Below are 21,261 nucleotides of genomic sequence, written 5' to 3'. Positions count from 1 at the left end.
CCGTGGGGCGCGGGCACCTCTCGATGGCCGGTTCGGACCCGGTCAGGTCACGTCGTCGTAGCCGTTGACCCGCTCCGGGGTCTCGGGCAGCGCGCGGCTGGCCGAGACGGTCTCGATCTCGCCGATGTCGTCGGGCGTGAGGTCGAGGTCGGAGGCCTGGTCGTCGTCGGGGCCCTCGGCGTCGCGGCGGCGCCTGCGCCGGTCGTTGAGCAGCGAGAAGAGGACCGCGCCGAAGTACAGCACCCAGATCGGCCCGGCGAGCGCCAGCATGGAGAGCGGGTCGGTGCTCGGGGTGGCGACGGCAGCGAAGACCGTGATCCCGAGGATCATCGCCCGCCACCAGCCGAGCATCCGCCGGCCGGTGACGATGCCGGTGAGATTGAGCATGACCAGCAGCAGCGGCAGCTCGAAGGAGAGCCCGAAGACGATCACCATGCGGGTGACCAGCTGGAGCAGGTCGTCCAGCGGCAGCAGGTTGCTCACGCTGTGCGGGGTGAACTGGAGGAGCACCTTCGCGGTGGTCGGCAGGACCTTGTACGCGAAGAACGCGCCGCCGAAGAAGAGCGGGACGCCGGTGGCGACGAACGCGTAGGCGTACTTCTTCTCGTTCCGGTGCAGACCGGGCGCGACGAAGGCCCACAGCTGGTACAGCCAGACCGGCGAGGCGAAGACCACGCCTGCCATCAGCGAGACCTGGAGGGCCAGCGTGAAGGGCGCGAGCAGACCGTTGATCGTGATCTGCGCGCAGGGATGCGAGTCGGACTTGGCCCTGGCCAGTTCCCCGAAGGCCTGCTCACAGCCGACCGAGTCGAGGACCGGCTTGGTGAGGAAGTTGATGATGTCGTTGTAGAAGAAGGCGGCCACCACCGTCACGATGACGATGGCCAGCATGGCCTTCGCGAGCCGGTTGCGGAGCTCACGAAGGTGATCTCCGAGAGGCATCCGCCCCTCGGGATCCTTCTCCTGTTTGCGGGCAGACTTGGGCAACCCACGTCCTCATCTCGTGCGGCAGGCCGGGGGTCACCGGCCTTGCGTCAGCGCTGGGTGGTGTCCGACGGCTCGTTGACCGGGCGGGAGCTGGTCACGTCGCCGGGGGCCGCCTGGATGGTGCGCTGGGCCTGGGCCTGCTCGCCGGAGGCGGGCGCCTGGGCGGAGGAGGTGGTGTTGCTGCCGTCTTCCTTCATCGCCTTGGCCTCGCTCTTGAGGATGCGCGCGGACTTGCCGAGCGAGCGGGCCATGTCCGGAAGCTTCTTCGCGCCGAACAGCAGGATGACGACGACAAGGATGAGAATGATCTCGGGAGCTCCGAGCCTTCCGAACATAAGTCTTTACCTTCTCACCGAGGCGGCTGGATGGGATGCTGTCCGATCCGTCGGACATGCGTCCGAGTAATCGTGCTGACAGCGATCGTAACGCTCAGGGGTAAACGCGAGGCAATCCCTGTGCGTACGCCCGGTCCGCGGTACGGGCCTCGTTCTCCGCGCCGCGAGCAGCAGCGTACCCGCCGCGGTGGGCGCCGTGACAGGGCGAAGTGACGCAAAGCGCTTATGGCGCAGTACTCACACCGGTTCCACAGCAGACCTCAGAGGGTGTCCACAGTCCGCGCGGCGCTCGCCGCCGCCCGCTCCAGGTCCTCGGCGGCCCGGCTGATGCGCCGCGCCGAGTCCGTGACCTGCGCTCCCAGCAGCCGCGCCGCCAGGAAGACCCGTACGGCGAGCACGCCGAGCACGGCGAGACCCACGAAACCCACAGCTACCGCGAACATCGGCCAGAACATGCGGGAGAGCCTAGACGGTGGGGTGCAGCCGCAGGGTTCTGACCCCGCCGCCGGTCAGCAGCTCGATGATCCGCTCGCCCGCGGGCTTGCGGACCAGGACGCCGCAGTCGGGGCAGGTGAAGGAGTAGAACGTGGTCTTGCTGGTGGCTCCGATGGCCAGCCGCAGGGCGCTCGCGGTGAGCTCGAAACTGCCCCGGCAGTCCGGGCAGCCGGCCTTGAACACCACGGGGACCACTCTTCTCATCCCGGCGAACGCGGCCGCGACCGTCACGTCCCTCGCGCCTGCGACACCGGAACCCGAAGACTCGTTCAGATCCCTCGCGCCTGCGACACCGGAACCCAAAGACTCGTTCAAATCCCTCGCCCCTGCCCTTCCTCATCGCCGTGCCCAGCACTGTCGTACGCCGCCAGGGCCTCGCGGGCCGCCCGGCGGGCGCTGTCGGCCAGCTCGGGCGGTGACACGATCCGGCCGTCGCCGCCGAGCCTGAGTGCCAGTCGGCGCAGGGAGGCCGGATCGGGGGTGCGCAGAGTGATACGCAGCCCGCCGTCGGGAAGCTCATCCGCGCTGTCGTGCGGGTAGTACTCGGCGACCCAGCGGCCGGCCGGGCCGACCTCGACGACCACCTCGGGGTCCTCGGCGGCCGGCTGCACCAGGGCCTCGGACAGGTCCCGCAGCTCGATCTCGGGGGGCGCGGACGGCTCGTCGAGGATCTTGATCTCGGCGACGCGGTCGAGGCGGAAGGTGCGCCGGGCCTCGGAGCGGCGGCACCAGGCCTCCACGTAGGTGTGCCCGACGCTGACCAGGCGGATGGGGTCGATCTCGCGCTCGGTGACCTCGTCACGGGCCGGCGAGTAGTAGCGGATCCACAGCCGGCGGCGCTCGGAGATCGCCCGGTCGACGTCGGCGAAGACCCCGCCCTCGGACTCGAAGGTCACCGACAGCCGGGCGCTGGCGCCGGCCGCCTCGCCGGCCGCGGTCTCCACCTTGGCGGTGGCCCGCAGGAGCGCCTGCCGGTCGCCCTCGCGCAGCCCGGGCAGCGTGGACACGGCCCGGGCGGCCACCAGCAGCGCGGTCGCCTCGTCGGCGGCCAGCCTCAGCGGCTCGGCGGCCTCCTCGCCGAGCGCGGCGGCGTTGTGCCACCAGATGCGCTCGCCGTCGGTGTCGATGTCCAGCAGATCGCCGCCCCGGAAGCTGGTGCCGCACATGGGCAGCACGTCCAGGTCGGAGACCAGCTCGTCCTCGGTGATGCCGAAGGCCCGGGCCACGTCCGCGATCCGGGCGCCGGGGCGCTCGCGCAGATAGGTCACCAGGGAGAGCATCCGCCGGGTCTGGTCGATGGCGTTCACGGGCCTGACCGGTTTGCCTGCCACTGTCTTGCTCCGCTCCCCCTCAGCCCTTGGCCACGGCACGCAGCCGGTCCACCACGTCCGCGCGCAGCTCGGCCGGCTCCAGGACCACCACGTCCGGCCCGAACTCCACCAGCCAGGCGTCCAGGCCGTGCCCGTACGGAATCTCCAACTCGTCCCAGCCGTCGCCGAGTTCCCGGACCGTCGTGGCCTTCGCCCGAAGGGGGTAGCCGGCGCCCGAGCGCAGCCGGATCAGCGCCGAGCGGTCGGCGATCTCCCCGGCCCAGCTCGCGACGGTCTCCCGGACGGTGACCACGTCCGGGACGGGCACGGTGAAACGGGTACCCCGGGAGCGCACCCGGCCGGTGATCCGGGACAGCCGGAACACCCGCTCGGCACCCCGGTCCCGGTCCCAGCCCGCCAGATACCAGTGGCCGCGCCAGCACTCCAGGGCCCACGGCTCCACGTGCCGGGGCTCGGGGCGGGCGGCGGTGGCCTTGCGGTAGTCGAAGAGGACCGGGCGGCGGTCGCGGCAGGCCAGCATCAGCGGCTCGAAGGCGGCCTCGTGCACCGGGATGCGCGGCTCCAGGGCGCCGTGCGCCTCGTACGGGTCGACGTCCTCGGGCAGCCCGGCGGCGCGCAGCTTCTGCAGGGCGCCGCTGGCCGCGCCGGCCAGCCGGGCCTGCTGCCAGACCTTGGCGGCCAGTCCCAGGGCGGCGGCCTCCTCGGCGTCCAGCGTGATCGCGGGCAGGCTGTTGCTGTCGCGGCGGGCCAGATAGCCGACCTCGCCGTCCAGGTTCTCGACGGTCTCGATCACCAGTCCGAGCTCGCGCAGATCGTCCTTGTCCCGCTCGAACATCCGGTTGAAGGAGTCGTCGGACCCGGCCTCGAGGTAGGCCTCGATGGATTCCCGCAGCTCACGCTTGCTGAGCGGCCGTCTCGTCCCCAGCAGGCACAGCGCCAGGTTCATCAGCCGCTCGGCCTTGGCAATGGCCATCGACGCCCTTCGCCTTCCCTATGGTGCTTCTGACCGATGACCGTACCGCTCCGGAGTGGCACGGCAAAAGCCAGTACAAACAACGAGGACCGAAACGGACAGGACACGACAAACACCGAGGGCCCGCGCACACGGCACGGGCCCTCGTCCAGCCGGTTTCCGACCGGGGCGATCAGCGCCGGAACGGCGCCGACCAGGCACGGGGCTCAGACCCCGAGCAGGTCCACGACGAAGATCAGCGTCTCACCGGGCCGGATCAACGGGCTCGGGCTCTGGTTGCCGTAGGCGAGGTGGGCCGGGATGGTCAGCTGGCGGCGGCCGCCGACCTTCATGCCCTCCACACCCTGGTCCCAGCCCTTGATGACACGGCCGCCGCCCAGCGGGAAGCGGAACGGCGTGCCCCGGTTCCAGCTGGCGTCGAACTCCTCGCCCGTGCTGAACGCGACACCCACGTAGTGCACGGTGACGGTCTGGCCGGCCTTGGCCACCTCGCCGTCGCCCTCCCAGATGTCCTTGATCTCCAGGTCGGCCGGGGGCTCGCCGCCCGGGAAGTCGATCTCCGGCTTGTCGATGCTCACGTCTCTCGCTCCTGCTTGTGTACGACACGGAACCCGGACAGTCTTTCATCCCCGCCCGGCTCCCGCCCGCGCGACTACATCGCCGCCAGGATGTCCACCGAGAACACCAGCGTCGAACCCTTCTTCACCACACCACCGGTCGGCGGGTTGTTCCCATAGGCCAGATCCGGCGGTACGACGATCAGCAGCCGGCTGCCCACCTTCTTCCCGGTGATGCCCTGCGCCAGCCCCTTGACGACTTTTTGCATCTGCGCGACCGCGAACTGGGCCAGCCGCCCGCTGTCGTACGTCTGCTCGAAGGCCTTGCCGCTGTCCCAGACCTCGCCCTTGAACTGGCACAGGACCGTCTGCGACGACTTCACCTCCGCGCCGTCGCCCTCCAGGACGTAGTTCGACACCAGCGCCTTCGGCGGGTCGGCCTTGGGAATGTCGATCGACGGCGCCTTCCCGTCGGTGTTGGTGCCGACCTTGGGCAGCGCGGCGTCGCTCTGCGCTACCACCTTGCCGGTGCTGGAGCTCTTGGAGTTGAAGGAGTTCAGCACATCCACCACGAACACCAGCGTGTCGGTGCCCTTGATACCCGCCTGCGAGTTGCCCGCCGTGCCGTAGCCCCAGGTCGGCGGCACCGCCATCAGCACCCGGCTGCCGACCTTCTTCCCGGCCAGCCCGTACCGCCAGCCGTCGATGATGCTGCCCTGGGCGAGCTGCATGAGCAGCGGCGTACGGTCGTACGACTGGTCGAAGACCTTCGCCGTGGACCAGATCTGCCCGAGGTAGTTGGCCTGGATGAAGTCGTTCTCCGCGACCGCCTTGCCGCCGCCCGCGATCACCGTCTTGACCGCCAGGTCCTTCGACGGATCCCCGGAACCCTTGGCCACCGTCGGCTTCTCGTCGAACTTCGTCCCCGCCGTGATCGCCGGCAACGGCCCGTCCACGATCTTCGGCGGCGGCACCGAGGAGGCGGAACCCGACGGCGCCGCGCTGGCCTTGCTGGAAGCGGACTTGTCGTCACCGCACGCGGCAAGCGTGACCAGTCCTGCGGGTACGGCGGCAAGGAGAAGAGAGCGTCGGCGCACGGAAACAGCCTCATAATCGATCGATCTTGCGGATGCGTGCGCGCAACTCTACGACGTGACACGGGCGCCGTACGGTAAACGTACGGCGCCCGTGTGGCGTTCGCTCACATACCGGCGATGAGCTTCTCCACCCGGTCGTCGACCGAACGGAACGGGTCCTTGCACAACACCGTCCGCTGTGCCTGGTCATTGAGCTTCAGGTGCACCCAGTCGACCGTGAAGTCCCGGCGCTGCTCCTGAGCCCGCCGGATGAAGTCACCGCGCAGCCGCGCCCGAGTCGTCTGCGGCGGTACCGACTTGCCCTCGAAGATCTTCAAGTCATTGCAGATCCGCGCGGCTTGGCCCTTCCTCTCCAGCAGGTAATACAGACCCCGCCGACGGTGAATGTCGTGATAAGCGAGGTCTATCTGCGCCACCCGCGGATGAGACATGGTCATGTTGTGCTTGGCCCGGTACCGCTCGATGAGCTTGTACTTCATCACCCAGTCGATCTCGGTGCCGATCCGGTCCAGGTCCTCGGCCTCGATCGCGTCCAGGGTCCGGCCCCACAGCTCCAGGACCTGGTCGACCGTGCCGGTACGGATACCCCGGCGCTCGACGAAGTCCACGGCCTTCTCGTAGTACTCCCGCTGCACCTCCAGGGCGGAGGCCTCACGGCCACTGGCCAGGCGCACCTTGCGCCGGCCCGTGATGTCATGGCTGACCTCACGGATCGCCCGGATCGGGTTCTCCAGGGTCAGGTCCCGCATCACCGTGCCCGCCTCGATCATGCGCAGCACCAGGTCGGTGGCACCGACCTTGAGCAGCATGGTCGTCTCGGACATGTTCGAGTCGCCCACGATGACATGGAGCCGGCGGTAGCGCTCGGCGTCCGCGTGCGGCTCGTCCCGGGTGTTGATGATCGGCCGGGAGCGGGTCGTCGCCGAGGAGACGCCCTCCCAGATGTGCTCCGCCCGCTGACTGACGCAGTACACCGCACCGCGCGGCGTCTGCAGCACCTTGCCGGCGCCGCACAGCAGCTGCCGGGTCACCAGGAACGGAATGAGGATGTCCGCGAGCCGGGAGAACTCCCCGTGCCGCGCCACCAGATAGTTCTCGTGGCAACCGTAGGAGTTGCCCGCCGAGTCCGTGTTGTTCTTGAAAAGGTAGACGTCGCCCGCGATTCCTTCCTCGTGCAGGCGTCGTTCCGCGTCCACCAGGAGTCCTTCGAGAATGCGCTCGCCGGCCTTGTCGTGGGTGACCAGTTCGGTCACGTTGTCACACTCGGGTGTCGCGTATTCCGGATGTGATCCCACGTCGAGATAGAGCCGGGCGCCGTTACGAAGAAAGACATTGCTGCTACGGCCCCATGACACGACACGGCGGAAGAGGTACCGCGCCACCTCGTCAGGCGACAGGCGGCGCTGTCCCCTGAACGTGCACGTGACGCCGTACTCGTTCTCCAGCCCGAAAATGCGGCGGTCCATGACTGAACATTACGCCCGATCCCCTGAGCTGAAACGGGGTTCGGCAGCACGATTTGGATCATTTTCCAATGAAGCCGCAACCACCGCGCCCCCACCGGGAGCTGCGAGGACCCGCCGCGTGACCACCAGGACCAGCAATGACACACCCCCCGCCGCACCCGGCACCGCGAAGCCCCACAGCGCCCCGCCCGCCTCGACGACCGGGCCGGCCAGGCCCGTTCCCACCGACGCGCCCACTGTGAACGTCGTCACAAGCCAGGAGAAAGCCTCGGTGACCGTCCCGGTCGGCGCATGCCGGTCCACCAGCACGAACGCACATGCGATCGCCGGCGCCAGGAACACCCCCGCCAGCACGATGAGCAACACCATGGCCACCGCACCCGGCATCACCATCAGCGGCAGATAACACACCGCCAGAAGCGCCACCAGCACCCGCAGTCGCACCGCCGGCTCCCCCCGCCACAGCCGCGCCCCGTACACCGAGCCACCGAGCAGCGCGCCCAGCCCCAGCCCCGCCATCATCCAGCCGTACACCCCGTCACCACCGTGCTCGTCCGCGTACGGCACCGACGCCACCGTGATGGAGCCCAGCGCGATCCCGACGAACAGGAACGCGCCCAGCAGCGCCACCAGCCCGGACGACCGCAGCGCACCCAGCCAGTGCGCCGCACGCGGCGCCGAACGCCACGCGCGCGAAGGCGGCGAGACCACCACGGAAAGCGCCCCCAGCACGCCCACCGCGTTCACCACCAGCAGCGCCGCCTGCGCCGACCACAGCGACACGCACAACGTCACCAGCAACGGCCCCACCGTGAACATGACTTCCTGCGCCACCGCGTCCATCGCATACGCCGTGTGCACCTGGTCCTCCTTGCCGAGCACACTCGGCCACAGCGCACGCAGACCACCCTCCAGGGGCGGCGTGAACAACCCCGCCGCGGCCACGCACGCGTAGGCGAGCGGCAGCGGATCGGTGCCGGCGAAGGCGAAACCGGCCATGGCGAGAGCCGACGCGACAGCCGCGGGCAACTGGACCCGCGGCTGCCCGTGCACATCCACCAACCGGCCCAGCACCGGCTGACCCACCGCGTTGGCGACGCCGTACACGGCCGCGAGCGCCCCCGCCAGGCTGTACGTACCGCCCTCCGCCCGCACGAACAGCACGATCGCGATCGCCGCCGTGGCGTTGGGCAACCGCCCCACCAAGGTGCCCGTCAGCAGGCGGACCGCATGCCTCGCCCTGAGGATCTCCAGGTATCCCGCGGCCATGACCCGCCTCCAAGTTTTACGTATAACCCCGACTCCCATACGTACCATGTGCCCAGTTCACACGTCCAGACGAAGGAGCCCACACCCGGTGGCACGCAGCAGCACGCGCCCGACGAGCCGCGACGTCGCCCAGGCCGCCGGCGTCTCCCAGGCCGCCGTGTCACTCGTCCTCGGCGACAAATGGCGCGGCCGGGTCTCCGAGGCCACCGCCGAACGCGTCCGGGAAGCCGCCCGCGACCTCGGCTACCGCCCCAACCTCGCCGCCCGCAACCTCCGCCTCGGCCACACCCGCACCGTCCTCCTCGTCGTCCCCGCACTCACCACCGAGTTCTTCGCCGGCGTCTACACCGGCGCCGCCCGCGTCGCCGCCGACCACGGCTTCGGCCTCGTCCTCTACCCCTCCCCCGAAGGCATCGGCCCAGCCCGCGACCCCTTCGCCTCCGCCCAGGCCGCCCTCGACGGCGTCATCGCGTCCTCCATGGCCGCCGACGCCCTCACCGCCATCCGCGGCGACCAGCTCCCCCTCGTCATGCTCGACAGCGACCCCGACGGCAGCCTCGGAGCAGCCACCGTCAACCTGGACATCGCCGACGGCGTACGCCAGGTCGCCCAACACCTGCTCGGCCTCGGCCACCGCCGCTTCCTCCACCTGGCCGCCGACGTCCCCTCCTGGACCTTCGAAGTACGCGCCCGCGAACTGGCCGCACGCACCGCCGAGGTACCCGGCACCTCGGTACGCACCGTCCACGCCCCGATCTCCATCGAAGGCGCCCGCACCGCCACCGAAACCGCCCTCGCCGCCCCCGGCCCCCACCCCACCGCCCTCGTCTGCGACGACGACAAACTCGCCGCCGGCGCCTACAAGGCCCTGCGCCGCCACGGCCTGCGCATCCCCGACGACATCTCCGTCACCGGCCTCGACGACCTCGCCCTCGCCACCGCCATCGACCCCGAACTCACCACCGTTCGACTGGACGCCGAACTCTTCGGCGAACGCGGCATGCACGCCCTCCTGGCCGTCCTGGAAGGCCGCCCGCCAGAAGGCCGGGACATCCCCGTCGAACTGGTCGTACGAGGCTCCACCGCGCCCCCACCACAGCCCTAGCCGCACCCGGCCGCACACACACCCGCGCCCCGCCCGGACGACTCACCGGGCGGGGCGCACAGAGCGGGTGGGAGCAAGGACTACTCGACGTCCCCGCCGGACTCCTCCGCCTCGTCGGTGGCCGCAGCCGTGGCCGTACCCTCCGACTCCAGCAACCGGGACAACTGCGGGCCGCCGATACGCCTGAACTTGCGCTTCTGCGGACGCGTACGGTCCAGCAGCGCAACCTCCAGACGCTCCGCCGGAATCTCCCGCTGCGTGCCGTTCGACTCCCGCGACAGAGCCGTCACCGCCAGCTTCAGAGCCTCCGCCAGAGTCATACCGTCCCGGTGCTCCCGGTCCAGATAACTGCTGATCTGCTCCGCATTGCCACCGACCGCCACCGAACCGTGCTCATCGACGATCGAACCGTCATGCGGCAGCCGATAGATCTGGTCACCCTCCGGAGTCTCCCCGACCTCCGCGACCACCAACTCCACCTCGTACGGCTTCTCGGCCGCACTGGAGAAGATCGTGCCCAGCGTCTGCGCATAGACGTTGGCAAGACCACGCGCCGTCACATCATCACGGTCATAGGTGTAACCACGCAGGTCGGCGTAGCGCACCCCACCGATCCGCAGATTCTCGTACTCGTTGTACTTCCCCGCGGCCGCGAAACCGATCCGGTCATAGATCTCGCTGAACTTGTGCAGCGCACGGGACGGGTTCTCACCGACGAACACGATGCCATCGGCGTACTGGAGCACCACCAGACTCCGACCGCGCGCGATGCCCTTCCGGGCGTACTCCGCACGGTCCGCCATGGCCTGCTGAGGTGAGACATAGAACGGCGTCGACACCGGTATCCGTCCCCTTCCTTAGGGTTCCGTCGAAGTCACTGGGATCACCTTCACAACAAGCGCCGAGCGCCTCAGAGCAGCGCCGCGCGCGGGCCGTCCGGCTCCTCCAGACGGCGCGCCAGCACCGCACGGGCGAGCCCGGAGGCCTCGTCGTCGGTGAGCCGGCGGAACCCGTCCTCGGTGATCACGGTGATGATCGGGTAGATCCGGCGGGCGACATCGGGACCACCGGTCGCCGAATCGTCGTCGGCCGCGTCGTACAGAGCCTGCACCACCAGTGTGGTCGCCTGCTCCTCACTCAGGTCCTCACGGAACAGCTTCTTCATGGCCCCGCGCGCGAAGACCGAGCCGGAACCCGTCGCGGAGAAGTTGTGCTCCTCGGAACGGCCGCCCGTGACGTCGTACGAGAAGATCCGCCCCTTGCCCCGGTCCACGTCGAACCCCGCGAACAGCGGCACGACCGCCAGGCCCTGCATGGCCATGCCCAGATTGGACCGGATCATCGCCGACAGCCGGTTCGCCTTGCCCTCCAGCGACAGCTGCGCACCCTCGACCTTCTCGAAGTGCTCCAGCTCCAGCTGGAAGAGCTTGACCATCTCCACGGCGAGGCCGGCGGTGCCGGCGATACCGACCGCCGAGTACTCGTCGGCCGGGAACACCTTCTCGATGTCGCGCTGGGCGATCACGTTCCCCATCGTGGCCCGGCGGTCACCGGCGAGCACCACGCCCCCGGGGAAGGTCACCGCCACGATCGTCGTCCCGTGCGGCGCCTCGATCACCCCCTGCGTGGGCGGCAACTGCCGCTTGCCGGGCAGCAACTCCGGCTGGTGGTCACCGAGAAAGTCCATGAACGAAGAGGACCCAGGCGTCAGGAAGGCAGCTGGTAGACGCCCGGTGCTACGAGTGTTGGCTTCCACGCGTTTCCTTCCAGGTAGTCGGCTGCTCGGTTGATCGTCTCGGGGTCGTCCCTCAACAGACCGATGGCCGAATTGCAGTTGAAGCACAGTACGCCTCGGACCCTACCCGTCTTGTGGCAGTGATCCACATGAATGGGCGGGGCAGTCAGACAGATCGCGCAGAGCCCGTACTGAGCGGCGATCAGTGAGTCGCGCTCGGCTTCGGTGAGACCGTAGTTGGTACGCGGCCGCGCACTCCCGACGGTTGGCTGGCAGGCCGTCACGCATCGACCTGTTCTTGGCGAACGCCGCTCGCGGCTTGCACTCCTTGCACCGCGAGCAGCGTTTCGCGTTTCCTTCGCTTGCCAACCCGAACTCCCCCGAACCCTTTAATTCGAAGGTTACTGGCCGCCTTTTTGAACGAAGCTTCGAACGAAGTCCTCTGCGTTCTCCTCGAGTACATCGTCAATCTCGTCAAGAACCGAGTCCACGTCGTCGCTCAGCTTCTCGTGGCGCTCCTTGAGGTCCTCCGAAGCCTGCGCTTCCTGCGTCTGCTCCTCGGCCTCCTCGGTGGAACGTGTGGCCTTCTGCTGTCCGCCGCCGGTGTCCTTGGTTGCCATAACCCTCACCCCGCTCAGTTCGCGTTCGCCCGACATGGTCGACAGGTCGGCATTCCTGCCGATCGGTGGTGATCAGACCCTACAAGCCGGGTCCGACATCGGCCCCGCAGTTTCTCCAACGTACGGGGGCCACCTCGATGATTCCCGGGCAGCGGGGTTTTGACCCCGGTCGCCCGGTACGGCCCGGGTGCTGGTTCAGCCGCCGGAGAGGACCCTGACCAGGTCTTCTGCGGTGCGGCAGCGGTCCAGGAGCTCCTTGACGTGATTTCGCGTTCCGCGTAGTGGTTCCAGGGTTGGGACGCGCTGGAGGCTGTCCCGGCCCGGGAGGTCGAAGATGACCGAGTCCCAGCTGGCGGCGGCGACGTCGTCGGCGTACTGCTCCAGGCAGCGGCCGCGGAAGTACGCGCGGGTGTCCTCCGGCGGGCTCGTGCGGGCCTTGTCGACGTCGGCCTCGGCGAGCAGCCGCTTGATGCGCCCACGGGCCGCGAGGCGGTTGTAGAGGCCTTTCTCGGCCCGTACGTCGGCGTACTGGAGGTCGAGGAGGTGGAGCTTGGCGGCGTCCCAGTCGAGGTCGTCGCGGCGCCGGTAGCTCTCCATGAGTTCCTTCTTGGCCACCCAGTCGAGTTCGCCGGAGAGACTCATGGGGTCGTTCTCGAGGCGGTTGAGGGTGTCCTCCCACCGCTGCAGGACGTCCCGGGTCTGTTCGTCGGCGTCGGAGCCGTAGCGCTCCTCGACGTATTTGCGGGAGAGCTCGTAGTACTCCATCTGGAGCTGGACAGCGGTGAGTGTGCGGCCGCTGCGGAGCGTGACGAGGCGCTTGAGGCTGGGGTCGTGGGAGACCTGGTGGAGGGTGCGTACGGGCTGGTCGACGGCGAGGTCGACCGCGATGAAGCCGTCCTCGATCATCGAGAGCACCAGGGCCGTGGTGCCGAGCTTGAGGTAGGTCGAGATCTCCGACAGGTTCGCGTCGCCGATGATCACGTGCAGCCGGCGGTACTTCTCGGCGTCCGAGTGCGGCTCGTCGCGGGTGTTGATGATGGGGCGCTTGAGGGTGGTCTCCAGGCCGACCTCGACTTCGAAGTAGTCGGCGCGCTGGCTGAGCTGGAAGCCGTGCTCGTGGCCGTCCTGGCCGATGCCGACGCGGCCTGCGCCGGTGACGACCTGGCGGGAGACGAAGAAGGGGGTGAGGTGGCGCACGATGTCGGAGAAGGGGGTTTCCCGCTTCATCAGGTAGTTCTCGTGCGTGCCGTAGGAGGCGCCCTTGTTGTCGGTGTTGTTCTTGTAGAGGTGGATGGGCTGGGCGCCGGGGAGCTGGGCGGCGCGTTCGGCGGCCTCGGCCATGATGCGTTCGCCGGCCTTGTCCCAGAGGACGGCGTCGCGGGGGTTGGTGACCTCGGGGGAGCTGTACTCGGGGTGGGCGTGGTCCACGTAGAGGCGAGCGCCGTTGGTGAGGATGACGTTGGCGAGGCCGATGTCCTCGTCGGTGAGCTGGCTGGCGTCGGCGGCCTCGCGGGCGAGGTCGAATCCGCGGGCGTCCCGCAGCGGGTTCTCCTCCTCGAAGTCCCAGCGGGCGCGGCGGGCCCGGTGCATCGCCGCCGCGTAGGCGTTGACGATCTGGGATGAGGTGAGCATGGCATTGGCATTGGGGTGGCCGGGGACGGAGATCCCGTACTCCGTCTCGATGCCCATTACTCGCCGTACGGTCATGCGGCCCTCCTTGCCCGGCGGAGCCCTCGGTCGTGGGCTCCGCTCGCGTACCGCTGGCGCTCCGGTGCGTGTGCGGTGCCCGTCCCCGCACTGCGCGACTCGGCGGTAGGAAAGAGCCTAGAACGCCTTTGCGCTGGTGGGGAGATCATTTGCGTCATTGCCTTGCTCGCCTCGGTTCCGGTTTTGGCCGGAAAAACAGTCGGCTGCGGGTACCCGGTGGGGGCACCCGCAGCCGCCCTGTGTTTTACAGGTACTGCCCGGTGTTCGCCACCGTGTCGATGGAGCGCCCGGTGTCGGCGCCCTGCTTTCCGGTGATGAGGGTACGGATGTAGACGATCCGTTCACCCTTCTTTCCGGAGATTCGGGCCCAGTCGTCGGGGTTGGTGGTGTTGGGCAGGTCCTCGTTCTCCTTGAACTCGTCCACGCAGGCCTGGAGGAGGTGGGAGACGCGGAGGCCCTTCTGGCTGTGCTCCAGGAAGTCCTTGATCGCCATTTTCTTGGCGCGTCCGACGATGTTTTCGATCATTGCGCCGGAGTTGAAGTCCTTGAAGTAGAGGACTTCCTTGTCGCCGTTGGCGTAGGTGACTTCCAGGAAGCGGTTTTCCTCGGATTCGGCGTACATGTGTTCCACTGCCGTCTGGATCATGCTGGCGACGGTGGTGGCCTTGCTGCCGCCGTGCTCGCCGACGTCGTCGGAGTGCAGCGGGAGGCGTTCGGTGAGGTACTTGCCGAAGATGTCCTTGGCTGCCTCGGCGTCCGGGCGCTCGATCTTGATCTTCACATCGAGGCGGCCGGGGCGGAGGATGGCGGGGTCGATCATGTCCTCGCGGTTGGAGGCGCCGATGACGACCACGTTCTGCAGGCCTTCGACACCGTCGATCTCGGCGAGCAGCTGGGGGACGATGGTGTTCTCCACGTCCGAGCTGACGCCGGAGCCGCGGGTGCGGAAGAGGGACTCCATCTCGTCGAAGAAGACGATGACGGGGGTGCCCTCGCTGGCCTTCTCCCGAGCACGCTGGAAGACGAGGCGGATCTGCCGCTCGGTCTCGCCGACGTACTTGTTCAGGAGCTCGGGGCCCTTGATGTTGAGGAAGAAGCTCTTGCCGGCGGCCTGGCCGGTGACCTCGGCGACCTTCTTGGCCAGCGAGTTGGCGACGGCCTTGGCGATGAGCGTCTTACCGCATCCGGGGGGTCCGTAGAGCAGGACGCCCTTGGGCGGGCGCAGTTCGTGCTCCTTGAACAGGTCCGGGTACAGGTACGGCAGCTCGACCGCGTCGCGGATGGCCTCGATCTGGCCGCCGAGACCACCGATCTGCTCGTAGCCGATGTCGGGGACCTCTTCGAGGACGAGTTCCTCGACCTCGCTCTTGGGCACGATCTCGTAGACGTAGCCGGAGCGGGGTTCGAGCAGCAGGGCGTCGCCGGGGCGGATGTTCACGTCCAGCAGCGGCTCGGCGAGCCGCACCACCCGCTCCTCGTCGGTGTGCCCCAGCACCAGGGCGCGTTCGCCGTCCTCGAGGATCTCCTTGAGGGTGACGATGTCGCCGACGCGCTCGTACTGCATGGCCTCGACCACGTTGAGCGCTTCGTTGAGCATGACTTCCTGGCCGCGCCTGAGCTCGTCCAGGTCAACGCTTGGGCTGACGTTCACCCGCAGTTTGCGGCCGCCGGTGAAGATGTCTGCGGTGCCGTCCTCGTTCGCCGTGAGGAAGACGCCGAAGCCGGCCGGCGGCTGTGCGAGTCGGTCGACCTCCTCCTTGAGGGCCACGATCTGGTCGCGGGCCTCGCGGAGTGTGTTCGCGAGTCGTTCGTTCTGGGCGGACACGCCGGCCAGGTTCGTCTGCAGCTCGACGATCCGCTCTTCGAGAATCCTCGTGTGTCGCGGAGAGTCGGCGAGCTTGCGTCGCAGGACGGCGATCTCCTGCTCAAGGTAGGCAATCTGCCCGGCGGGGTCGTCGGACCCTCGTCCCGGGCGGATGCCGCGGTTCATGTCGTCGTCGTGGGCTGCCACGGTCCTCACCTCCTCCAAGGGGAGCTGGACGCTTCCAGACCCTACCTGGGTGGGTGTCGATTGAAACCCCTAGATCACAAAGACTGTCAAGGTGTGTCGTCGGTCACCCATCGCTTCTCCCTCGTGCCCGGTGGATACCCACTCAACGCGATTCAGAAGCTGCGTGTTCCAGGCCGGGAGCGGTCAAAACCCTTCGTGACTGACCGGAGTTGTCCGCTCCGATGCCGGTTCAGGGGTTGTGCCCCGGTGAGTACTTCCTTACACAGAGCAACCGGGCGGGTGGCGTGGGTGATCGCGGACGCGGGGTGCGGGTTGGCTCAAGTCGATCGATCCGGTGGCCGAGCGCCGTCGTCCCGCGCGGCCGGGTGCGCCGTGTGCGCGGGTCTGAGGGCCCGCAGGGCGCGGGTGGGGGCGTGGCGGAGGGCACGGCCGGGGGCGGTTCGGGCGGGGGTAGGGTCGATGGAGTTCAACACCCGCCGGGGCGGGACCGGGTGACCGCCGGGTCCGGCCGTCCGGCGCTTTCGACGGCAGGAGAGATGACCGTGCAGCAGGAGGCCCTGGCCGGCGCGGAGGCGCTTGAGGTCTGGATCGACCAGGATCTTTGTACGGGTGACGGGATCTGTGCCCAGTACGCCCCGGAGGTGTTCGAGCTGGACATCGACGGCCTGGCCTATGTGAAGGGCGTGGACGATGAGCTGCTGCTGGCGAAGGGGGCGACGGTGCCGGTGCCGTTGCCGCTGCTGACGGATGTGGTGTATTCGGCGCGCGAGTGTCCGGGCGAGTGCATTCATGTGCGCCGGGTCACGGACCGGGTCGAGGTGTACGGGCCGGACGCGGAGTGACTTTCCGGCCACTCCGCGTGGCCTGTGGGTCGTGCGGGTGTGGCGGTCAGACGCTGTGGGCGGCCGCGGGGGTGGAGCGGACGAACGTGTGGCCGTCCCAGCGCCAGGTGGCGCGGGTCTTCACGTCCGGGCAGCAACTGGGCACATTGTCCGAGGAATAGCCGAGCAGGGTCGTGGTGACCGCTCTGGCGGCGACCGTGAAGTCGGTGACCGTGAGCCGGTCCTTGGGGTCGACGAGGGTGGCGACGACGCGGGGGCGGGTGGCGTCGGCGGCCTGGGTGAGGACGTAGACGCCGTCGGGCGGGGTGCCCATGGCCGAGTCGCAGTGGACCACCGCCACGGTTTCCGGTCTGCCGTCGCCGTCGAGGTCTCCGGTGGCTTTCTTCACGACCACCTCCTTCACGGGGCCGCAGTCGAGGGGGAAGTCCACGCCGGTGACGCTGGGCGGCGCGGTGGCCGCGGGGGTGGGCTTCGTCTCGGTGCCGGCCGTGGGCTGGGCGGCCTTGGCCGCGCCCGGCTGGAAGAGGGATGACAGCGCGATGACGCCGGTCACAGCAGTGGCGGTGGCTAGCCAGTGCATGGGGCGGGGGTCGGTGTGAGCGAGCTCCGGGACCACGGATTGCTGCACTAGGAGTGTCTCCTGCGAGGCCTGTGCCGGTGGGGGATGGCCTGCATAGTGCCACACGTCACAGTGGGTGGGGAACGGCGGGGTGTGCTTCCGACGGCGGCCGACTCCCGCGGCGGCCGACGAGGCTTCCGCCACAGCTCCGGCGGGGCTTCCGCCACAGCTGGCGAGGCTTCCGCGTCGGCCGGGGAGGCTTTCGCGTCGCGGCGAGCCGCCGCGACGGCGGGGTGAGCTTGCGCGCGACAGCGGGGTGAGCCGCCGCGGACGGCGGGGTGGGCTGGCGTGACAGTGGGGTCAGCCGCCGCGGACAGTGGGGGGCTTCCGCGCGACAGCAAGGCCGGCTTCCGTGGCGGCGGGTGGGGTTCCGTGGGGTGGGGTGTGGCGTTGGGTTCCGGGGTCCTGCGCCGCGTCGGCTGTCGCGTCGGCGTTCTGTCGCGTCAACGCGTGAGCGCCGCTGCCGAGTTCCGGTCGGGTCGGAGGAACTCGGCAGCGGCGCTCGTACGTTGACGCTGCGACACGCTGACGGGACGGCTCAGCGGCCGGTGCCGCCGTCGGCGTTGGGGCCGTCGTAGTCCTCGCCGTAGGCGCCCTTGGCGGGGCGGCGGCGGCGCATGGGCGGCTCGACGCCGTCGGCGAGGCGCCGGGCGGTGAGCAGGAAGCCGGTGTGGCCGATCATCCGGTGGTCGGGCCGGACGGCCAGGCCTTCGACGTGCCAGTTGCGGATCATCGTCTCCCAGGAGGTCGGCTCGTTGAAGCAGCCGATCTCGCGGATGGACTCGACGGTCCGCGCGAGCTGGGTGGTGGTGGCGACGTAGCAGCACAGGATGCCGCCGGGCACGAGCGCCTTGGAGACGGCCTCCAGGCACTCCCAGGGCGCGAGCATGTCGAGGATGACACGGTCGACGTCGGTGTCCGACAGGTTGTCCTGGAGGTCGCCGACGGTGAGCTGCCAGGCGGGGTGCGGGCCGCCGAAGTAGCGTTCCACGTTCTGCTGGGCGATCTCGGCGAAGTCCTCGCGGCGCTCGTAGCTGTGCAGCATGCCCTGGTCGCCGATGGCGCGCAGCAGGAAGCTGCTGAGCGAGCCGGAGCCGACGCCGGCTTCGACGACGCGGGCGCCGGGGAAGATGTCGGCGAAGGAGAGGATCTGCCCCGCGTCCTTGGGGTAGACGACGGCGGCCCCGCGGGGCATGGACAGGACGTAGTCGGGGAGCAGGGGGCGCAGCGCGAGGTAGGCGACGTTGCCGGTGGTGCGGACAACGCTGCCCTCGGGAGCGCCGATCAGTTCGTCGTGCGGGAAGGAGCCCTTGTGGGTGTGGAAGTTCTTCCCGGCTTCGAGCGTGAACGTGTAGTGGCGGCCCTTGGGGTCGGTCAGCTGAACCTGGTCCCCGACCTTGAAGGGCCCGCGCCTGCGGGCGGCACCGGTCGGTTCGGACATGTGAACAGCCTACCGGGGTTTGTGGAGGCCACCGACCACGGGGAACGCGCACCGCCTGGGCGGAGCGGGGCTCAGCTGGGGCGGGCCATGGCCCGTACGAAGGCGCGCTCGACGTCGGCCGCCGACAGGACACCGTAGATCTCGCCGGTGTCCTCGACCACCAGGTACTCGGTGGCGGGGGTGGCGCGCAGCACGTCGAGGAGGTCCTCTCCCGCCAGTTCCGCGGAGACGCGCATGCCGTCGGTGAGGTCCTGGGCGAGGCCGCTGACGGCGACCCAGGGGCGGCGGTGCTCGGGTACGCCGACGATGGCGGCCTCGCGGACCAGGGAGAGGGGGTTGCCGTCGGCGTCGACGACGACCAGGGCGCGGGCCCCGGCGGCGTTGGCGCGGCGCAGGGCCTCGGAGAGGGGGGTTCCGGTCTCTACCGGGACGGCGCGGCGGGTGAGGGTGCGGGCGCGCAGCTCCGGGAGGTGTTCGCGCAGCCTGGCCATGCGCAGGCTGTTGCCGGCGCCGGTCCAGATGATCGCGGCGAGGACGGCGGCGAGCAGGCCGTCGGTGAGGGCGTCCATGCCGTTGGCGTCCTCGGTGCCGCCGCCGAAGGCGCCCGAGTAGTTGAGCAGCGGGAGGCCGATCAGGACGGAGACGGCGAGGGCGCGGCCGACCCAGGCGGCGGCGACGGTGCCGCTCATGGGCCTGCCGGTGATCTTCCAGACGACGGCGCGGAGCATCCGGCCGCCGTCGAGGGGCAGGCCGGGCAGGAGGTTGAAGATGGCCACGATGAGGTTGGAGACCATCAGGCCGGCCAGCAGGACGCCGGGGACCGTGCCGGGCTCGACGGGCTGCATGGCGAGATAGAAGAGGCCGGAGAGGACGAGGGAGAGCAGTGGGCCGACGAAGGCCAGCACGAACTCCCGGCCGGGGGTCTCGGCCTCTTTCTCGATCTCGGAGACGCCGCCGAAGAACTGCAGCTGGATGCGGCGGACGGGGAGTTTGAAACGGATCGCGGCGACCGTGTGGGCGAGTTCGTGGACCAGGACGGAGGCGTAGAAGGCGATGGCGAAGAAGAGGGAGACGAGGTAGCGGGCGGCGCCGAGTTCGGGCAGCACGCGGTCGAGCTGGCCGCCGAAGACCCAGGTGATCAGCGCGGCGACGATGAACCAGCTGGGGGCGACGTACACGGGTACGCCGAAGGGCCGCCCCATGAGCAGCCCGCCGCCGGGTTCCCTGGGCCGCTGCGGCGGCCGCCCCTTCGCCATACCGGCGTGCGCGTGACCACGCTCGCCGGTCTCGTCGGGACGGGCGGCGCCGACCGCGCCGGTGCGGTCGGAACCGGTGGCGGAGGTCGGTGGTTCGGGAGGTGTCTTCGGGTTCTTGTTCTCGGGGGTGGGCGTCTCGGCGGGCGGTTCCGGCTTCGGCTCCGGCTCCGGTTTCCCGGGGTCGGCGGGTGTCCCGGCCCGTGGCGGAGCCGTCGGGGCGTCGGTGGGGTCCGGGCCTCCGTCGTTGGTCGGGGCCGTAGGGTCTGCGGGCCGCTCGGTCGGTTCGCCGTCGTCCGACCGGGGCTGCCCGCTCCCGCCGCTCACGTCCACGGTGTCCCCTCGTTAGAAGCGTCGTCTCCGGTCGATGGTATGCGGCCGTCGTGACGCGTTTCGCCCCGGCACCCCTTGTGTTGGCCGGGGCCTCACGCGGGTTGGGTGACTGTCAGTGGCGGGCCGTATGGTCTGTGGCCATGGAGAGCAGCATCGAGGACGCCTCGCCGGCTCAGGGCGCGGTCGTCGCTCAGGGGGAAGAGCCGGTCACGGCGGTGCGGGCCAGGGCGGCCGCTCCGCCGTCGTCGCTGTCGCCGTCGCGGGCCAGCGACTTCATGCAGTGTCCGTTGCTGTACCGGTTCCGGGTGATCGACCGGCTGCCGGAGAAGCCGAGCGAGGCGGCGACCCGGGGGACGCTGGTGCACGCGGTCCTGGAGCGGCTCTTCGACGCGCCCGCCGCGGAGCGGACGGTGCCGCGGGCCAGATCGCTGGTTCCGGGGCAGTGGGACCGGCTGCGGGAGAGCAGGCCGGAGGTCGGTGAGCTGTTCGCGGACGATCCCGAGGGCGAGCGGCTGGCCCGCTGGCTGGGTGAGGCGGAGCAGCTCGTCGAGCGCTGGTTCACGCTGGAGGATCCGTCGCGGCTGGAGCCGGTGGAGCGGGAGCTGTTCGTCGAGACGGAGCTGGAGTCGGGGCTGCGGCTGCGCGGGATCATCGACCGGGTCGACGTGGCGCCGACGGGTGAGGTGCGGATCGTCGACTACAAGACCGGCAAGGCGCCGCGACCGGAGTACGCCGAGGGCGCGCTGTTCCAGATGAAGTTCTACGCCCTGGTGGTGTGGCGGCTGAAGAACGTGGTGCCGAGGCGGCTGCAGCTGGTCTATCTCGGCAGCGGTGACGTGCTGACGTACGACCCGGTGCTCGCCGATCTGGAGCGGGTGGAGCGCAAGCTGCTCGCGCTGTGGGAGGCGATCCGGCAGGCGACGGAGTCCGGGGAGTGGCGGCCGCGTCCGACGAAGCTGTGCGGCTGGTGCGACCACCAGGCGCACTGCCCGGAGTTCGGCGGTACTCCCCCGCCGTATCCGCTGCCGGTGAGGTCGGCCGACTCCGGGGAGGTTCCGCAGGGCAGAATGGGCGCGGACTAGCGA

At 69.5% G+C, this 21,261-nt stretch carries 22 protein-coding genes; 3 read left to right on the top strand and 19 right to left on the bottom strand.

Annotated elements, in window-relative coordinates; translation table 11 throughout:
- Nucleotides 1-42: 42 nt before the first annotated feature.
- The 10 genes from tatC to ACGFZQ_RS21205 all read right to left on the bottom strand — a co-directional run bounded on the left by tatC (nucleotide 43) and on the right by ACGFZQ_RS21205 (nucleotide 8,510).
- On the bottom strand, nucleotides 43-987 hold the full coding sequence (gene tatC / locus ACGFZQ_RS21250; protein WP_393841622.1) for a twin-arginine translocase subunit TatC: 945 nt from the start codon (nucleotides 985-987) through the stop codon (nucleotides 43-45).
- 47 nt (nucleotides 988-1,034) lie between these two features.
- Nucleotides 1,035-1,322, bottom strand: a complete 288-nt coding sequence (gene tatA, locus ACGFZQ_RS21245; protein WP_351739787.1) for a Sec-independent protein translocase subunit TatA — start codon at nucleotides 1,320-1,322, stop codon at nucleotides 1,035-1,037.
- 260 nt (nucleotides 1,323-1,582) lie between these two features.
- Entirely contained in the window at nucleotides 1,583-1,777 is a 195-nt protein-coding gene (locus tag ACGFZQ_RS21240) for a hypothetical protein (RefSeq protein WP_351739790.1), read from the bottom strand.
- A 10-nt stretch (nucleotides 1,778-1,787) separates the two neighbouring features.
- Nucleotides 1,788-2,021 (bottom strand): hypothetical protein, encoded by a 234-nt coding sequence (locus tag ACGFZQ_RS21235; protein WP_351740300.1) that lies wholly within the window; start codon nucleotides 2,019-2,021, stop codon nucleotides 1,788-1,790.
- Between the two features lie 107 nt (nucleotides 2,022-2,128).
- On the bottom strand, nucleotides 2,129-3,148 hold the full coding sequence (locus tag ACGFZQ_RS21230) for a WYL domain-containing protein (RefSeq protein ID WP_351739793.1): 1,020 nt from the start codon (nucleotides 3,146-3,148) through the stop codon (nucleotides 2,129-2,131).
- A gap of 19 nt (nucleotides 3,149-3,167) precedes the next feature.
- Nucleotides 3,168-4,121, bottom strand: a complete 954-nt coding sequence (locus ACGFZQ_RS21225; protein WP_351739796.1) for a WYL domain-containing protein — start codon at nucleotides 4,119-4,121, stop codon at nucleotides 3,168-3,170.
- Between the two features lie 206 nt (nucleotides 4,122-4,327).
- A complete protein-coding gene (locus ACGFZQ_RS21220; protein ID WP_393841621.1) occupies nucleotides 4,328-4,699 on the bottom strand; it encodes an FKBP-type peptidyl-prolyl cis-trans isomerase in 372 nt (123 codons plus the stop codon).
- 74 nt (nucleotides 4,700-4,773) lie between these two features.
- On the bottom strand, nucleotides 4,774-5,775 hold the full coding sequence (locus ACGFZQ_RS21215; RefSeq protein ID WP_393841620.1) for an FKBP-type peptidyl-prolyl cis-trans isomerase: 1,002 nt from the start codon (nucleotides 5,773-5,775) through the stop codon (nucleotides 4,774-4,776).
- Nucleotides 5,776-5,879: 104 nt separating this feature from the next.
- Nucleotides 5,880-7,241 carry a Pup--protein ligase gene (gene pafA / locus ACGFZQ_RS21210; RefSeq protein WP_020117715.1) on the bottom strand — a complete coding sequence of 454 codons (1,362 nt, stop codon included), beginning with the start codon at nucleotides 7,239-7,241 and terminating at the stop codon, nucleotides 5,880-5,882.
- A 9-nt stretch (nucleotides 7,242-7,250) separates the two neighbouring features.
- Nucleotides 7,251-8,510, bottom strand: a complete 1,260-nt coding sequence (locus ACGFZQ_RS21205) for an MFS transporter (RefSeq protein ID WP_382535246.1) — start codon at nucleotides 8,508-8,510, stop codon at nucleotides 7,251-7,253.
- 88 nt (nucleotides 8,511-8,598) lie between these two features.
- Here ACGFZQ_RS21205 and ACGFZQ_RS21200 point away from each other — a divergent pair, with 88 nt between their 5' ends.
- Nucleotides 8,599-9,615 carry a LacI family DNA-binding transcriptional regulator gene (locus tag ACGFZQ_RS21200; RefSeq protein ID WP_351739809.1) on the top strand — a complete coding sequence of 339 codons (1,017 nt, stop codon included), beginning with the start codon at nucleotides 8,599-8,601 and terminating at the stop codon, nucleotides 9,613-9,615.
- Nucleotides 9,616-9,695: 80 nt separating this feature from the next.
- Here ACGFZQ_RS21200 and prcA read toward each other — a convergent pair whose 3' ends face one another.
- The 6 genes from prcA to arc form a co-directional block, all read right to left on the bottom strand.
- Nucleotides 9,696-10,454, bottom strand: coding sequence for a proteasome subunit alpha (prcA, locus tag ACGFZQ_RS21195; RefSeq protein WP_382535254.1), 759 nt, complete (start codon nucleotides 10,452-10,454; stop codon nucleotides 9,696-9,698).
- Nucleotides 10,455-10,525: 71 nt separating this feature from the next.
- Nucleotides 10,526-11,371, bottom strand: coding sequence for a proteasome subunit beta (gene prcB, locus ACGFZQ_RS21190; RefSeq protein ID WP_351739816.1), 846 nt, complete (start codon nucleotides 11,369-11,371; stop codon nucleotides 10,526-10,528).
- Nucleotides 11,323-11,634: an endonuclease VII domain-containing protein gene (locus ACGFZQ_RS21185; RefSeq protein ID WP_393841619.1), complete on the bottom strand. Its 312-nt coding sequence runs from the start codon at nucleotides 11,632-11,634 to the stop codon at nucleotides 11,323-11,325. The genes prcB and ACGFZQ_RS21185 overlap by 49 nt, the downstream gene beginning before the upstream one ends.
- A gap of 117 nt (nucleotides 11,635-11,751) precedes the next feature.
- Entirely contained in the window at nucleotides 11,752-11,970 is a 219-nt protein-coding gene (locus ACGFZQ_RS21180) for a ubiquitin-like protein Pup (protein ID WP_351739822.1), read from the bottom strand.
- 195 nt (nucleotides 11,971-12,165) lie between these two features.
- Entirely contained in the window at nucleotides 12,166-13,677 is a 1,512-nt protein-coding gene (gene dop / locus ACGFZQ_RS21175) for a depupylase/deamidase Dop (protein WP_393841618.1), read from the bottom strand.
- 244 nt (nucleotides 13,678-13,921) lie between these two features.
- Nucleotides 13,922-15,688 carry a proteasome ATPase gene (arc, locus tag ACGFZQ_RS21170; protein ID WP_393841617.1) on the bottom strand — a complete coding sequence of 589 codons (1,767 nt, stop codon included), beginning with the start codon at nucleotides 15,686-15,688 and terminating at the stop codon, nucleotides 13,922-13,924.
- Between the two features lie 536 nt (nucleotides 15,689-16,224).
- Between arc and ACGFZQ_RS21165 the strand changes: the two genes are divergently transcribed.
- A complete protein-coding gene (locus tag ACGFZQ_RS21165) occupies nucleotides 16,225-16,530 on the top strand; it encodes a ferredoxin (RefSeq protein ID WP_393841616.1) in 306 nt (101 codons plus the stop codon).
- Between the two features lie 46 nt (nucleotides 16,531-16,576).
- On the opposite strand, the gene ACGFZQ_RS21160 is transcribed toward ACGFZQ_RS21165, so the two are convergent.
- The 3 genes from ACGFZQ_RS21160 to ACGFZQ_RS21150 form a co-directional block, all read right to left on the bottom strand.
- Nucleotides 16,577-17,158 carry a hypothetical protein gene (locus ACGFZQ_RS21160; protein ID WP_351739831.1) on the bottom strand — a complete coding sequence of 194 codons (582 nt, stop codon included), beginning with the start codon at nucleotides 17,156-17,158 and terminating at the stop codon, nucleotides 16,577-16,579.
- A gap of 529 nt (nucleotides 17,159-17,687) precedes the next feature.
- Nucleotides 17,688-18,590: a tRNA (adenine-N1)-methyltransferase gene (locus tag ACGFZQ_RS21155; RefSeq protein ID WP_351700261.1), complete on the bottom strand. Its 903-nt coding sequence runs from the start codon at nucleotides 18,588-18,590 to the stop codon at nucleotides 17,688-17,690.
- A gap of 71 nt (nucleotides 18,591-18,661) precedes the next feature.
- Nucleotides 18,662-20,176, bottom strand: a complete 1,515-nt coding sequence (locus ACGFZQ_RS21150; protein ID WP_393841615.1) for a site-2 protease family protein — start codon at nucleotides 20,174-20,176, stop codon at nucleotides 18,662-18,664.
- Between the two features lie 140 nt (nucleotides 20,177-20,316).
- On the opposite strand from ACGFZQ_RS21150, the gene ACGFZQ_RS21145 reads away from it, so the two are divergent.
- The gene (locus ACGFZQ_RS21145) at nucleotides 20,317-21,258 is read left to right on the top strand and encodes a RecB family exonuclease (protein ID WP_393841614.1); all 942 of its coding nucleotides are present in this window, start codon (nucleotides 20,317-20,319) and stop codon (nucleotides 21,256-21,258) included.
- Nucleotides 21,259-21,261: the final 3 nt, after the last annotated feature.

Source organism: Streptomyces sp. NPDC048254 (genome assembly GCF_043201895.1).
GTDB lineage: Bacteria > Actinomycetota > Actinomycetes > Streptomycetales > Streptomycetaceae > Streptomyces.
This window is presented reverse-complemented; position numbering and strand designations above follow the sequence as displayed.